The sequence below is a fragment of the Bacillus sp. UNC437CL72CviS29 genome (genome assembly GCF_000482345.1).
GTDB lineage: Bacteria > Bacillota > Bacilli > Bacillales > Bacillaceae_G > Bacillus_A > Bacillus_A arachidis.
Map to the genome: position 1 here is coordinate 402,236 of NZ_KI535303.1, position 14,080 is coordinate 416,315.

The 14,080-nt window shown below is 35.4% G+C and carries 15 protein-coding genes; 6 read left to right on the forward strand and 9 right to left on the reverse strand.

The window, feature by feature from the left end:
* Positions 1 to 28: 28 nt before the first annotated feature.
* Positions 29 to 934 carry a DMT family transporter gene (locus M014_RS0123060; RefSeq protein ID WP_026593806.1) on the reverse strand — a complete coding sequence of 302 codons (906 nt, stop codon included), beginning with the start codon at positions 932 to 934 and terminating at the stop codon, positions 29 to 31.
* Between the two features lie 112 nt (positions 935 to 1,046).
* Positions 1,047 to 1,370 (reverse strand): iron-sulfur cluster biosynthesis family protein, encoded by a 324-nt coding sequence (locus M014_RS0123065; RefSeq protein ID WP_026593807.1) that lies wholly within the window; start codon positions 1,368 to 1,370, stop codon positions 1,047 to 1,049.
* A gap of 126 nt (positions 1,371 to 1,496) precedes the next feature.
* On the opposite strand from M014_RS0123065, the gene M014_RS0123070 reads away from it, so the two are divergent.
* Positions 1,497 to 2,414, forward strand: a complete 918-nt coding sequence (locus M014_RS0123070) for a Nif3-like dinuclear metal center hexameric protein (RefSeq protein WP_026593808.1) — start codon at positions 1,497 to 1,499, stop codon at positions 2,412 to 2,414.
* Positions 2,415 to 2,747: a hypothetical protein gene (locus M014_RS0123075; protein ID WP_026593809.1), complete on the forward strand. Its 333-nt coding sequence runs from the start codon at positions 2,415 to 2,417 to the stop codon at positions 2,745 to 2,747.
* Between the two features lie 370 nt (positions 2,748 to 3,117).
* On the opposite strand, the gene M014_RS0123080 is transcribed toward M014_RS0123075, so the two are convergent.
* The 5 genes from M014_RS0123080 to M014_RS0123100 form a co-directional block, all read right to left on the reverse strand.
* Positions 3,118 to 4,338, reverse strand: a complete 1,221-nt coding sequence (locus M014_RS0123080; RefSeq protein ID WP_026593810.1) for an ATP-binding protein — start codon at positions 4,336 to 4,338, stop codon at positions 3,118 to 3,120.
* Between the two features lie 164 nt (positions 4,339 to 4,502).
* Positions 4,503 to 5,702 (reverse strand): ATP-binding protein, encoded by a 1,200-nt coding sequence (locus M014_RS0123085; RefSeq protein WP_026593811.1) that lies wholly within the window; start codon positions 5,700 to 5,702, stop codon positions 4,503 to 4,505.
* Between the two features lie 374 nt (positions 5,703 to 6,076).
* The gene (locus M014_RS0123090; protein ID WP_026593812.1) at positions 6,077 to 7,885 is read right to left on the reverse strand and encodes an acyltransferase family protein; all 1,809 of its coding nucleotides are present in this window, start codon (positions 7,883 to 7,885) and stop codon (positions 6,077 to 6,079) included.
* A 464-nt stretch (positions 7,886 to 8,349) separates the two neighbouring features.
* Complete coding sequence (locus M014_RS29805; protein WP_026593813.1) at positions 8,350 to 8,571, reverse strand: hypothetical protein; 222 nt, start codon at positions 8,569 to 8,571, stop codon at positions 8,350 to 8,352.
* Position 8,572: 1 nt separating this feature from the next.
* Positions 8,573 to 8,869, reverse strand: coding sequence for a DUF3986 family protein (locus M014_RS0123100; RefSeq protein WP_026593814.1), 297 nt, complete (start codon positions 8,867 to 8,869; stop codon positions 8,573 to 8,575).
* A gap of 120 nt (positions 8,870 to 8,989) precedes the next feature.
* On the opposite strand from M014_RS0123100, the gene M014_RS0123105 reads away from it, so the two are divergent.
* From M014_RS0123105 to M014_RS0123115, 3 genes are read left to right on the forward strand one after another with little or no spacing between them, the layout of a single operon-like run.
* Positions 8,990 to 9,994, forward strand: coding sequence for an ABC transporter substrate-binding protein (locus M014_RS0123105; protein ID WP_026593815.1), 1,005 nt, complete (start codon positions 8,990 to 8,992; stop codon positions 9,992 to 9,994).
* 11 nt (positions 9,995 to 10,005) lie between these two features.
* Positions 10,006 to 10,770, forward strand: coding sequence for an ABC transporter ATP-binding protein (locus M014_RS0123110; protein ID WP_026593816.1), 765 nt, complete (start codon positions 10,006 to 10,008; stop codon positions 10,768 to 10,770).
* The gene (locus M014_RS0123115) at positions 10,763 to 11,569 is read left to right on the forward strand and encodes an ABC transporter permease (protein WP_026593817.1); all 807 of its coding nucleotides are present in this window, start codon (positions 10,763 to 10,765) and stop codon (positions 11,567 to 11,569) included. Before M014_RS0123110 ends, M014_RS0123115 begins: the two co-directional genes overlap by 8 nt.
* Before the next feature lie 34 nt (positions 11,570 to 11,603).
* On the opposite strand, the gene M014_RS0123120 is transcribed toward M014_RS0123115, so the two are convergent.
* Positions 11,604 to 12,689, reverse strand: coding sequence for a hypothetical protein (locus M014_RS0123120; RefSeq protein WP_026593818.1), 1,086 nt, complete (start codon positions 12,687 to 12,689; stop codon positions 11,604 to 11,606).
* Positions 12,690 to 12,897: 208 nt separating this feature from the next.
* Here M014_RS0123120 and M014_RS0123125 point away from each other — a divergent pair, with 208 nt between their 5' ends.
* Positions 12,898 to 13,548 (forward strand): HAD family hydrolase, encoded by a 651-nt coding sequence (locus M014_RS0123125; protein ID WP_026593819.1) that lies wholly within the window; start codon positions 12,898 to 12,900, stop codon positions 13,546 to 13,548.
* 17 nt (positions 13,549 to 13,565) lie between these two features.
* On the opposite strand, the gene mutTA is transcribed toward M014_RS0123125, so the two are convergent.
* Positions 13,566 to 14,045 carry an antimutator 8-oxo-(dGTP/GTP)ase gene (mutTA, locus tag M014_RS0123130; protein WP_026593820.1) on the reverse strand — a complete coding sequence of 160 codons (480 nt, stop codon included), beginning with the start codon at positions 14,043 to 14,045 and terminating at the stop codon, positions 13,566 to 13,568.
* Positions 14,046 to 14,080: the final 35 nt, after the last annotated feature.

The window sequence follows — 14,080 nt, forward strand, 5'->3', positions numbered from 1 at the left end:
GAAAGCAGATCATGACTGATCTGTTTTCCTATTTTGATATATATTCTGATGCGATATGCTGTGCATCAAGTTTTTCAGACTTTACAAACCATAAGCCGAGAAAGATAATACAACCACCAATCATCTGTTGGAACGAAATATGCTCTTTCGACCATACCGCCGCAAATACAACCGCAACAAGCGGTGTAATGTACATATATACCATCGTATGTGAAGCACCAATTTTTTGAACCCCGACATACCAAATGACTAAACCAAATACCGTTACAAAGAAAATAGAATATAGTAGTGCAAACCATGACATCCCTTGTTCAATTTGGAATGGCAGCAAAAAAACATGTGGGCCGCTCAGTATAACAAGCGGAATTGCTCCAACAACTGCTGACCATGTAGTCACACGAAGTGCCGAATATTTTTTTATAAGTGGTCCAGCTAAAACTGGATATAGCCCCCAGCATATCGATGTAATGAGTCCAATTCCATTTCCATAAAAAGACCCAGCAAGTGAATGTCCTACTAATAAAACAAGGGAGGCACCGATGCAAGCTATAATAGAGCCAACTAATTTTCGCGAAGAAAACTTCTCTTGTCTAAGAAAAATTGCAAACACCGTTGTAAAAATAGGTGAAATAGAAATAAGTAAAGAAGCATTCGTAGCGGATGTATACTTTATAGTTTCCATAAATAATGTTTGATACAGCACGATTCCCACAACACTAACTACAATGAGCCTTGGTATATCCCTTAATTCCATGTGCAATGACTTTTCAATATAAAATGTAAGTACTACTAATAGCGGTGCTGCTGCAATCATCCGGAGCGCAGTAAACTCAATTGCTGTAAGTTCTACAAGTCCGTATTTTCCAATTGTATAATTGATACCCCAAATCATAACCACACTTAAAAGTAATAATTCAATCCCCCATCTTCTCATATGTATCCCCTCCGCACAGAGAATTATACAGAAAATTCAATTATATGCACATTTCATTACATGAAAAATTACATAAGAAAAAGGAGCATGCAATTTGCCCCTTTTTAATAAATTATACTCGAATATGCAGTTTCATAGTTGGATTATAAAATTGGCTCGGACTTTTCAGTTGAAAATGCCCGCCTGATTCATGTAAATCAACAATAAGCTTATCATCCATAAACACAAGCTTTGTTCGATCTGCAATGAATTGTAATTTATTTGATTCAATATCGACATCACGTTCATCTTTTTCTGATACAGCCACTAAGTCGATAATCCCGCTCATCACGCAGCCGCACCCTTCATTATCATAAAATAATTTTATAAACTTTGTTTCACTTGGAATCGTATCCATAATCTTTTTATATGCTGCATCTGTTACAGTCACGTTCATTTCTCTTTCCTCCTACTTCTATACATAATTCTTATATTGTACCATTCTTTTTGTGAATTCTATCCACTTGTTATATACAGAAAATTACAACTACTATACAATGAATGTGATAAAGGAGGAGAGATTATGCCAGCCTTAAAAGAAATACAACATGCACTAGATTCTTTATTTCAAATCAAAAAATACGGAAAAGACAGTGCCTTTAGTCGATTTATTCCAGCTGTATACGATCCAATCGAATTTCCTTGGCGACAATTTTTTGAAGCAGACTTTGTAAATACCTTTAACGGTCTTATGATAAAAGGTGCTGAAACTGTAAACACAATCTTTTTAGCTGTCTTTCCAACAGATGATGTTCTTGAAAAATTCATCTCACAATCCAAGCCAGGTGATTTACTTTTTATGCATCACCCTCTTGTGATGGAATGTGGTGATCCACTCGGAAAATCTGGACGAGGATTTGTACCTATTCCAATGCACGATTTACAAACTATCAAAGAAAAAGAACTCTCTATTTATACATGCCACGTTCCAATGGATCATCATCAAACATATGGAACAAGCATTGCGATTGCTAAAGCTCTAGAGGCCAATATAGTAGATGGATTTGCTTATGATGGAAAAGATATACCCTGTGGACTCATTTGCGAAATACATGAAACAACAACAAGCAACCTCGAACAACGTCTAAAAGAACTCTTCCACGTTCCGTACATAGACTTTGAAGGTAAACATCATGAATCTATCACAAAAATTGCGATTATCGCTGGTTGCGGTGATAAAGTAGATCTTCTCAAAGAAGCAGAAGAAAAAGGCGCCGAGGCGTATATTACAGGGGAAATTCATTGTCATATCGATAATGAATACGGCAAATACAAATATTCATTAATTATGGATTATGTGAAAGAAACAAATATGTCGCTTATCGGCGTATCGCATTCAGCTTCTGAATACTTAATAAAGAAAACTTTGATGCGTGATTGGTTTATAGAAAACTTTAATGTGGATATTGTTTTACTCCCGCAGAAGAAATGGTGGTATTAAATGAGAGGTCGAATACTTTCTTTCGCACTCCTCGTTCTTGCTTGTTTTCTATTAAGCTCATGTAAAGGTACTCCTAAGGACGAATTAAAGAAAACGGTATGGAATCAATTATCTGAGCATGCGAAAGAAGAAATAAGCACTGGCTGGAAGCATGCTACAGTTACGACAGAAACGTTGCAAGCTGGAATATCTTCTGTCAAAGATTCCTCTTATATTGGAAAAGAGGTCTATCGTGTTTCGTTTCCATCTGATCGTTCTTATAAACTTGGAAATGTAGATGCGTTTGTTGATATGAAAACGAAGAAAATTATTGGATTCGGTCTGCGAGATTAATTATAAAAAGGTACCACTAAGAATCCTTTTTTCTTCATGCTTGGCGGTTTCTAAAAAAATAATCGCTTCCTTTTTCTATCAGATTTTGCTGAAAGAGTACCCCTACTTCAAACGAAGTTAAGTGAGGGAGTATTCATGTAAACATCTACCTATCAATAGGCTATATTAGCCTAAGCTATAATATGAAATATTGCATATCATTCCTTCATATCTTTATATGATATAATCCTAAAGCAATCTGTTAGTAATCCTTCTTCATGCAAATCGCTAACTTGAAAAGTTAAGGGCTACTAGAACCTAAATAATATGTAAAACTTATGACATCAAAAAAGAGAAAATTCGTTTATTGAACGGATTTTCTCTTTTTACTTTATTGCGAAATTGGAAGCACAATCTCAACCGTAGTTCCAACTCCCACTTCACTCTCAAACTGTAACTTGCCCTGATGTTCTTCAATAATCTTATATGTAACCATTAATCCTAAACCAGTTCCTTCATCTTTCGTTGTATAAAAAGCTTCGCTCAGTTTAGGAATTTTATCTTTCGGTATGCCGCATCCCTCATCCTTGATTCGAATTACCATTGCATCTTTTAATGTAACTTCAATGATAATTATTCCACCATCTTGCATGGATTCAATCGCATTTTTTATTACATTTAAAAACACCTGTTTTAAACGTTTTTCATTACATATTATACTTGGCAATTCACCTTTATAAATGGTATGTATTTTAATTCCTTGTTCCGAAGCAGGCTGTCCCATAATTCTTACCACGTATGAAAGAATATCCTTTATATCATGATTCTTGTATTCCATCGGCCTAGAATTCCCAAGCTCCACAAGTTCGGTGGCAATTGTATCGATTCTTTCAATTTCTTGCTCCATAATATCACAATATACTTTATCATCAGGATACTTTTCGTGTTGCCCTCTAATAAAGCTTTTCAAAAGCATTAATGGATTACGCATTTTAAAACCGATAACTGTTGCCATCCTGCCAATTACAGCCATCTTCTCCGACTGTTGCAATTCCTTATGTGTCATTTCAATTGTGCGTATATAAGCTTGGAATCTCAATAAAATAACCCATCCTATAATCGAAAACAAGCTACAAAGGACGATAGGAACGAGAACAATAAAAGAATGCACAACCACTCCCATTAAGGCATACTTTACTATTGTTCCTCCTGCTACTAACCAAAAATAACGCTTGTTCAAAAAGAATGGTGCAAAAAGAAAGAAAAATCCTTCCACTATATTTCCTGCATCAAACTCTAAATCTGTTCCATAGTAAATGATAAAATTATGAATAAAATCTAATGTATTATATCCTATGAAAATAATATATTTCACAGCATATGGATTCTTTCGCCTCATCACATATATTCCTACAAGCACCAATATAGCCGTAAGAATATACAACCATACCCCTAAACCTTGTTCTACAATTGGGGCCTCATTTACGCCTTCTAGCTTCGGCATAATATAATAAGATGCAACATCATAAATAAAAAAAGTAGCAATGAATAAACTTAAAAACAGCCTTAACGTTCGAACCTGTTCCCTTGTTAATCTATCAATACTGTCCATGTAGTAACTCCTCTATTCACAATACACATACTTCACAAATCTTTCCTTCTATATAAATCTATTTTGATTTTTCAACATATAAGTCTCTGCTATAAAGAACAGAAGATGGCCTGTACTCGTTTTCTCTCCTTGGAAAGATTATATGTCGATTTTCCAACTTATTCTTATATAGGTAAAATAATGTCTACTTTCGTTCCTACATTTCTTTTACTCGTAATATGTATTTCCCCATTATGTTCTTCAATAATTTTGCAAGCAACAGTAAGCCCTAAACCTATGCCATCTTTTTTTGTTGTATAGAAGGCCTCTGTTATACGATTTAAATCTTCCTCCTCTATGCCACACCCATTATCTACAATACTTACTATTACATCATCCTTGTTTCGCTTCTTTATATCTATCCAAAGTGTTCCCCCATGTCCCATCGCTTCAATCGCATTCTTTATTATATATAGAAATACTCCTTTTAATTTACGATTATCACACTCTATTTTTATTTGATCAGGTGCAACATCATAAGTGAGATACAGCTGTTTTTTGTTTATTTCTGCACTCATTTCTTTCATCGCTTTTGATACAATTTCTTCTATTAAATGACTACTATATGTAGAAGGCTTACAAGTTGCCATCGCCATCAGTTCACTTATCATATTATTTATGTGTTCAATCTCATCAATCATATGTTCATACACCTTATCATCCGCATATTTCTCTTTCTGCAATTGTGTAAATCCTTTTAATGAGGAAAGTGGATTTTTAATTTCATGTCCAACAGACGCTGCCATTTTCCCAATAACCGCGAGCTTTTCGGACTCTCGTTTTTCTATCATCACACTGTTTACAGTAGAAAGGTACTGCAAAAATCGATTCAATAGGAGATATGCTACAAATAATAAGAGACTATACATAACCAACTGCATAAATGCTGTTTTTTTCCCCAGGATCAAAAGCGCACTATATTTACCCATAATAACTAAAAATAACCACTTCAAGTACCGTTTACTCATAAAAATTGGCACAAATAAAATAAAAACAAATTCAAGTATATTCTCACCATCAAATGCTACTTTATTGTGAGTTGCATACCAGTACAAATTGAAAATCTCCGAAAGCATATAAGTTAATAAATATATATACTTAATACGATATACCTGTTCCTTGTTTACTAGATACATACTGTATGCTATTAAGCAGGCTCCATACAAAAGCGTTGGAACTTGAACCTTTAATCTTATTAGTAGTTCAGAATCTCTTAGCATAACAGAATAAGCTGTTTCATATATACCCCATACAATATTCAATACCCATAAAAAGAGTCGAGCATTTTTCTTTTCTTCTTGAAATGAGATAAAGTTTTCTTTCACTTTAACACTTCCCCAAATCCCATATACTTTCACTATATTATTATCAATACTTATTATAATAAATGATAGTAGTGTTTGACCAAAATAATATCGAATAATGCAGAAAATTTTAACCTGATTCACGAATTTGATAATTCACATAATTTTCAATAATATGTACTTAAAAACGTTATTATGTGTTATATACTGAACTTGTCAGGTTAACTGTAAAGAGAACTCCCCGGTTCTTTGTGTTTGAGCTATTTTGTCTGATTACCCCGTTATGAAATATAAGTCAAAAGAGAACTTGTAGCATCTCTACAAGTTCTCTTTTGTTTTCAATCAATCTATTGCATCACACTTTGAAGTTATGTCAAAATGTGATGCAAATCAAATTATTGATTCACCGCTTTTGCTACAAGCGCAGCATATGCTTCTGCACCTGCTTTCGTTAAATGTACACCATCTGGTTCAAAATATGCCTTATTTCCAGCACTTGCTGTATACCAATCGACTAACGTCACATTTTTATACTCAGATGCTACTTCTTTTAATTTCTCATTCACTAATGATTCCCATGGACGTGGTACCCTCGTATTGATTAATACAATTTTACGTTCATTCCCAATCAATTGTACTAATGATACTAATTGATCCTTAGTAAACGCTCCATTTGTACCTAATCCAACGATAACATGATTTCCTAAATTCCCCTGATTTTTTAGCTGTTCTACAGCAGGAATTGCTTTAGACAACTGTCTACCAACCTTCGCATCAATTACAATATTAGGAAATGCATTTTTCAAATACGGAGCGATATCAATCATAATGGAATCACCTACAGCTGTAACTGTTAGAGGATCTTTAGGCTGCGTATTAGCTTCTTGTTGTTCTTTATTTTGAGGCGGCTCCTCAGCTGATTTTTCCTGAACTGCAACTGGGTGTTTCGCCGGTTCCGCTTGTACCGACTCTACCTTATCTTTTTGAGAATTCTCCTTTGCTTTACTAGCTGTTGATAATCCAAAAACAGCTATCGAAGAAATTAATAATGCACCTACTATAGCTAACTTACCACTTAATGCTAAGTTTCTTATTTTCCAGTTCTTAGATCGAATGTTCCGGAGTGCCCCTTGTCTGATTGGATTTTCAATAAACTTCCATGAAATTTGTGCCACAACTATAATAAGTACAAATTGAAGAATTGCTCTTGTAAGTGAAAACTCTCCAGCATGTACCTTCGGAGTCGTCAATGCGATAATCGGATAATGCCAAAGATATATCCCATACGATCGTACACCCATCCAGCGTAATGGTCTAAACCTTAAAAATAGAGCGATTCGGCTAGCTGGATGAGCAAGGTTCGCTACTAGCAATGCTGTAGCGATTGATAAAAGGACCATTCCTCCTTGATATAAAAACGGATCATATTGATTCGTTTTCCAAAACATAACGAGGATGACGATAAGAGCAATTCCTCCAACTACATCAAGAATAAGACGTGCCTTTGGAATAATTTTATTCGCAAGTCTACTGCTTGGCCAAATTAAAGCAAGTGCCGCTCCAATTAATAAGGAGAAAGCCCTCGTATCAGTACCGTAATAAATTCTGCTTGGATCAACTCCTGGTTCATACAGAATAGCCATCGCTAATGCAGAAGCAGCTGCCCCTAAAACAATAAATAAAATGATACGTGATTTCTGTTTTATGTAACGAAATGCCAGGCTAATAATAAATGGCCAGACTACATAGAACTGTTCTTCAACTGCTAACGACCAAAAATGATTCAACGGGGACAGTTGGTTAAAACTATCAAAGTATGATAATTTGTGATAAATATACCACCAGTTACTGAAGTATAATAAAGCTGCTAGTGAATCTCCTCGCATCTTTCCTAGCAAAGAGCTATGAAAAATTGTAATCCATGCTAAAACAACTACAAGCATGACAAACATTCCTGGAAGCAATCTTCTTGCCCTACGCAACCAGAAATTCTTCAAGTCAATTCTCTTATTTCTCTTCCATTCTATAGCGAGAATATCCGTAATTAAATAACCCGACAATACAAAGAATACAGTAACTCCTAGGAACCCCCCAGGCATCCAATTAAAATTGATATGATATAAAATAACACCTAGTATGGCTAGGCCTCTTAGACTGTCCAATCCAACCATATAGCGACTATTTTTCTGTAATGGTTTAGGCATTCACAGTCACCTCCCTATATTTATCTAAAGATTCCGTCAATAACAACAGTAATATAAAGCGCTATCAATCCTCTAAAAACATATAAACCTAGTCAAAATATTACAGAACCAAATTACAAACACTCTCACTGTTCATAATTGCATGCACAGTAATTAGAATTTTAACATGTTATCTAACTACATAAAATAGTTTCATGCATAAACTTTCTTTTATAAATAAATAAAAATTCAAATATACAAATTAAAAAACCTGCATAAATCCTTTTTAGGGTGAAAGAGAGCGTCTGCTCATAGATAGAAACGGGCTTGCCTCATGCCATAAAAACAGAGGGAGAAAACGAGGGGGAATTCGCTTTTGTTTCAGAGGCCGTAACTTGTAGCTGAAAAATCAAAGTGGATATATAAAAAGAGGTTATCCTAAAAAACTACTTTTAGGATAACCTCTTTTTGTATTAACCGACACGCTAGACTCTACAAATCCCCCATAGAATGCATATAACCAATATAAGTGTATAATCACCAAAATCTAATGTAGGACCCTTCTTCACATGCATATCCAGCCACATATAAACGAGCTTTATTCTTTTATATTTATGAATATTTTTCTTTGCAAATCGATAAACAAGAACCTGCAAAATCATAAAACCCGCTACAAATATAAATAACAAAACAAAAAAATCAACCATCCTATTTCTGTACAGCTTTTTCCAATATACCGTGCCCCAAAAGCCATTCTTCAAACTTCGCACTGCCAAATTCCCAGCTTAAATCATTGGCATGTACGGAAAAAACGCGATAACCTGCATACTCATCCATATACGCATTTTCTTGCATCTTGCTTGGCGAAATCCCATAAAATGAAAAGTTGAAAAAGACATCCCACACATCTTCATGTTTTCTTTTATAAGCAATCGATTCCATATCGTACTCTTCTCCGAAATAATCAAGATGTAAATGCATGCTATCATCATATTCATACTTCATTTTATCACCCCTTATATTTGTACTTCTTTACCATCCAAAAAATTCCTTCTATGTCCACTCACATCTAGGCACTTACCTACATATTATGGCAGTAGATTCATTTCTAGGAGGTGTCATATTTTGAAAAAATTCATAGCTGTTTTTTGTATATTTGTACTTACTGTTTTTACGTTTGTAGCGTGTAATAAAAAGGATGACGCGAAGCAGCAGACAAAAAAGATTCGCATTGGTGAAGTTACACACTCTCTCTTCTATGCACCGCTATATGTTGGCATTGAAAAAGGATTTTTTAAAGAAGAAGGATTAGATATTGACCTGCAAACGACAGCTGGTGGCGATAAAACAATGACAGCCTTATTATCTGGCGGAATTGATATTGCACTTGTGGGCTCTGAAACATCCATTTATGTTCACCAGCAAGGGGCAAAAGATCCAGTTATTAACTTTGCACAGCTCACGCAAACTGATGGTACATTTTTAGTTTCACGTAAAAAGTTAGGCTCCTTTAATTGGAACGATGTAAAGGGTGTTACGTTCCTTGGTCAACGTAAAGGCGGTATGCCGCAAATGGTTGGGGAATACGTTTTAAAGAAAAATGGTATTGATCCGCACAAAGATACAAATTTAATTCAAAATGTTGAGTTTGCCAATATTGCAAATGCCTTCGCGTCTGGTACAGGTGAATTTGTGCAGCTCTTTGAACCAACTGCAAGTATTTTAGAAAAAGAAGGAAAGGGCTATATCGTCGCTTCTTTCGGTACTGAATCCGGAACTGTTCCTTACACAACATTTATGGCAAAGGAAAGCTTTTTAAAGAAAGATAAAGTAGCTGCGGAGAAATTCACACGTGCATTATATAAAGCACAGCAATGGGTAGATACACATAGCCCAGAAGAAATCGCAAAAACTGTTACACCTCTTTTCAAAGATACTTCACAAGACATTACGCTGAAGGTCATTGAACGTTACAAAAAGCAACATTCCTACGCAACGAATCCATTATTAGATGCGGAAGAATGGAAGCAACTTCAAGTCATTATGAAAGAGGCTGGGGAATTACAAAAAGAGGTTCCACATGAGGCGCTCGTCAATACAAAAATTGCCGAAAGCGTTATTAAGAAGTAGGGGCGAATACGATGAGTTTCTTACAAATATCTCATGTTTCCCAATGCTTTTTTTCAAAAGAAAAGGCTCGGCTTATCCTTGAAGATATTAGCTTACACGTAGAAGAAGGGGAATTTATATCCTTTCTCGGCCCAAGTGGCTGCGGCAAAACAACACTCCTTTCTATTATTGCAGGACTACTTCAACCAATCCAAGGTTTTGTCTCTTTTGATGATAAACCAGTAATAAAATCAACAGATTCAATGGGATATATGCTTCAGCAAGATTACTTATTCCCTTGGAAAACGATTGAAGAAAATATAATGCTTGGACTGCATATTACAAAAACATACGGAACGGAAACAAAGGAGCATACATTACAACTTTTAAAGCAAGTTGGCCTCGAAGGCGTCGAAAAGCAATATCCTTCGGAATTATCCGGTGGTATGCGTCAAAGAGCCGCACTCGTTCGTACACTTGCGACAAATCCGAAAATCCTTTTGCTTGATGAGCCCTTTTCAGCTCTTGATTATCAAACAAAATTAAAATTAGAGGAGCTCGTATTTTCTTTATTACACAAGTATAAGAAAACTTCTCTTCTCGTCACACATGATATTGAAGAAGCAATTGCAATGAGTGATCGCATTTACTTGCTTCAAGCAAACCCTGGGAAAATTGCTAAAACATTTACCGTACCAGAAAGCATTCGCTCTCTACCACCACTTGAGGCAAGGTACCATTCCGATTTTCCGGCCCTTTTTCAAGACATATGGAAGGAGCTGGAACGTCTTGGATAATATTAAACAATTACACGAACAGTTTCGAAAAAAAGAACGTCAGCGTACCTGGACTGCTGCCTTTTTACAATTACTACTGCTCGTACTCTTTCTTACATTATGGGAAATTTCTAGTAAGAAAGAATGGATTGACCCCTTACTGTTCAGCTCTCCTTCAAGTATTTGGGAGTTATTTTTAAGTAAATGGGGAGATGGCTCACTTTGGATTCACATATGGACGACACTCTTAGAAACAAGTATCGGCTTTATTCTCGGCACGGTGCTCGGAACAATTATCGCCACACTCCTTTGGTGGATACCACTTCTAGCACGTGTATTAGACCCATACCTTGTCGTGTTAAATGCGATGCCAAAAGTAGCACTTGGTCCAATTATTATCGTTATTTTCGGCCCAAATCTTTCTTCTTCAATCGCAATGGGAGTCATTATTTCCATCATCATCACCATTCTTGTTATTTACAGTGCATTTGAAGAAGTTGATTCGAATTATATAAAAGTAATGGATACGTTTGGCGCAAATAAATGGCAAACCTATCAACAAGTTATTTTACCGTCTTCCTTTCCATCTATCATTTCAACTTTAAAAGTAAACGTTGGATTATCGTGGGTTGGTGTAATTTTCGGTGAACTTCTCGTTTCCAAACAAGGCCTCGGTTATTTAATTAGCTATGGCTTCCAAGTATTTAACTTTACACTTGTACTGCTGAGTGTGTTACTGACATGTATCCTCGCGACTCTTATGTATGTATTTGTGGAAGGACTTGAAAAATTACTTGTAGGGAAAAGAAAAAGAAGCTGATTCAAGGCAACATGCCGAGGTCAGCTTCTTTCGTTTATACTTCCTTTGAAATTTCATATAGGCCAGATAACACTTCAGTACGCATTTTTACAAGCTCAGGGAATTGATAGAAGAAAGCAATTTTTTTATACTTCATCTCTGTACCTTCCTTCACTTTCTTTGAATCTTGTAAAATGAATGCAGTAAATGTATCAGCAATGTCTTCTGCTACATTTGTTGTGCTATATTCTGAAACAAATTGATCCTGTTTATCTTTAAAAAATTGGATTTGTGCTTCTAAGTTTGTTTCAATTTCTTTTTCTTTCCATTCATTTTCAATTTGCTTCCAAAACGATTCATAAAACTTATTGATATAAGAATTCTCTTTCGTACAACCTTCTTGTAAGAAAAGATTTTCACATTTGTCTTTATACGATGAAATATCTTTATCCTCTTCAAATGCTTTTATATACTTTTTATCTACTGGAATTTGCGTATCATTTAATGTTAATACGTGAGCTGTTTCATGAATTAACGTTTTCATCACTTCATCTATATTTATGCCGGAATCAAGTGTATCTAAACTTAACACCCACTCTTTCTGATTTTCCATACTAGGAGCCACATGTGCAACAACTCCATCATATCCATCTGTCACAATATCAAATTCTTTTATACTCTCTCTATATTTAGCAGGGATCAGTGTACGATACATTTCCCATAATGTATCATGATAATCCATATCCTCATGCTGGGCGATGACTTCTTCTTTTGCTTCTTTATCATCCGCAAACACTTTATTTAAACGTTTCTTATCTAGTTTTTCAAAATAAGGGTCTATAATATCTTCATTATCAATATAGTAAGATGCTAAAAAGAAATAATTTTCATCATCATTCTTCTTTTGCTGCGCTTCCTTAATTACTTCTGCACCTTCTTCAAATTCCCCCGGTACTTCTAGCTGAGACAGATTTTCCATCTTCTTATATACTTTTTGAATCATGCCATCCCCAAGCTTCGTACACTCTTCTTCTGTTTTACATATTTCTTTCTTTTCGGCAACATTCACCGATTTATTGCAACTTACCGTAAAACAAATCGCTAAAATAAAAAGGAATATCTTACCATAACATCTCTCCATATAACCCTCCATTATTCCATTCTACAAAGATATTATACAGTGAAAATTTAATCAGTAGGTGAACCTTTCTTCCCCCTAATTTCCTCATTTCTATTTACATTTTAAATTGGGAGTATTACCGCCTGCAAATAGTGGGATAATCATTTTTTTGAAAATATGCGATAATTATTTTAAGTGGGCTTTTTACTTTAAGAAGGAGGAATGTATAATGATACGTGCTGTATTATTTGATTTAGACGGGACATTATTAGATCGACGTCAATCTTTGGAAAGTTTTATTGGCGACCAATATAGTCGTTACGCAGCGCACTTTACTGAAATAGAAAAAAATGAGTATTGTACTCGCTTTGTCCAACTTGATAATAACGGCTACACTTGGAAAGATAAAGTCTATGCTATCTTGCTCAAAGAATATAACATTACGACTCTAACAGTTGAACAACTTTTACACGACTACGTCACAGAATTCACAAACCACTGTATTCCATTTCCAAATATGCACGAATTGCTACAACAATTACAAAATCAGAATATCGCAATTGGAATTATTACGAATGGCTTTACCGAATTCCAAATGAATAACCTTCGTGCCTTGCAGCTACATACGTATACAAATACAATTCTTGTTTCAGAAGCAGAAGGCATTAAGAAACCTCATCCAGCTATTTTTGAGCGTGCTCTCAAACAATTAAACGTTCAGGCAGAAGAATGCATCTATGTTGGAGATCATCCTGAAAATGATGTCATGGGAGCTGAGAAGGCTGGGATGACTGCGGTTTGGAAGAAGGATTCATTTTGGAAGGATTTTGAACATTCTCGTACAGTTCGAGATTTGCTTGAAATACTATCTTTTGTATAAAAAAGAACTCGGCTCCTTTACTTCGTAAAACAGCCGAGTTCTTCTATATGTTTCATCGTACGCGCTAATACATCATCGCGCATAATAAAGCTAAATTTCCTATCACTTTTAATGTTATCAGGGATTTCTTTTAATAGAACAGACCCTTTTGTCTCTTCATAGTGCGTATGTTCTTCTACTGCGCTAATTGTTGCAAAATAAATGTTTTTAATGATTATTTTGTCTTTTCCAGATACTTTGTATTGTCCTAAGTAAGTTAAATCAGAAACAATCCCGCCAGTTTCTTCATGAACCTCTCGAACTGCCGCTTCTTCCGGTGTTTCCCCGAGTTCTACCTTACCACCTGGAAATTCAAGACCGCGGCGCAAATGATGCGTTAATAACCATTGATCCCCGTACCGGCATACAACCCAAACATGCTTTGGCTCAGGAGAAAATGGGTAACGTTCAAACGATAATTGTACAGTATTGTGGTAATAATCTTTAAATTTGTACATGCCATTACTCCCCTATAGATGGTTACAAGATTTTC

Bases quoted from the DNA above. Each gene is read 5' to 3' on its own strand.
- M014_RS0123110 (WP_026593816.1), top strand. From the start codon at position 10,006: ATGAGTTTCTTACAAATATCTCATGTTTCCCAATGCTTTTTTTCAAAA.
- M014_RS29805 (WP_026593813.1), bottom strand. From the start codon at position 8,571: ATGGTTGATTTTTTTGTTTTGTTATTTATATTTGTAGCGGGTTTTATG.
- M014_RS0123070 (WP_026593808.1), top strand. From the start codon at position 1,497: ATGCCAGCCTTAAAAGAAATACAACATGCACTAGATTCTTTATTTCAA.
- M014_RS0123075 (WP_026593809.1), top strand. From the start codon at position 2,415: ATGAGAGGTCGAATACTTTCTTTCGCACTCCTCGTTCTTGCTTGTTTT.
- mutTA (WP_026593820.1), bottom strand. From the start codon at position 14,045: ATGTACAAATTTAAAGATTATTACCACAATACTGTACAATTATCGTTT.
- M014_RS0123120 (WP_026593818.1), bottom strand. From the start codon at position 12,689: ATGGAGAGATGTTATGGTAAGATATTCCTTTTTATTTTAGCGATTTGT.
- M014_RS0123090 (WP_026593812.1), bottom strand. From the start codon at position 7,885: ATGCCTAAACCATTACAGAAAAATAGTCGCTATATGGTTGGATTGGAC.
- M014_RS0123060 (WP_026593806.1), bottom strand. From the start codon at position 934: ATGAGAAGATGGGGGATTGAATTATTACTTTTAAGTGTGGTTATGATT.
- M014_RS0123065 (WP_026593807.1), bottom strand. From the start codon at position 1,370: ATGAACGTGACTGTAACAGATGCAGCATATAAAAAGATTATGGATACG.
- M014_RS0123080 (WP_026593810.1), bottom strand. From the start codon at position 4,338: ATGGACAGTATTGATAGATTAACAAGGGAACAGGTTCGAACGTTAAGG.
- M014_RS0123100 (WP_026593814.1), bottom strand. From the start codon at position 8,869: ATGAAGTATGAATATGATGATAGCATGCATTTACATCTTGATTATTTC.
- M014_RS0123125 (WP_026593819.1), top strand. From the start codon at position 12,898: ATGATACGTGCTGTATTATTTGATTTAGACGGGACATTATTAGATCGA.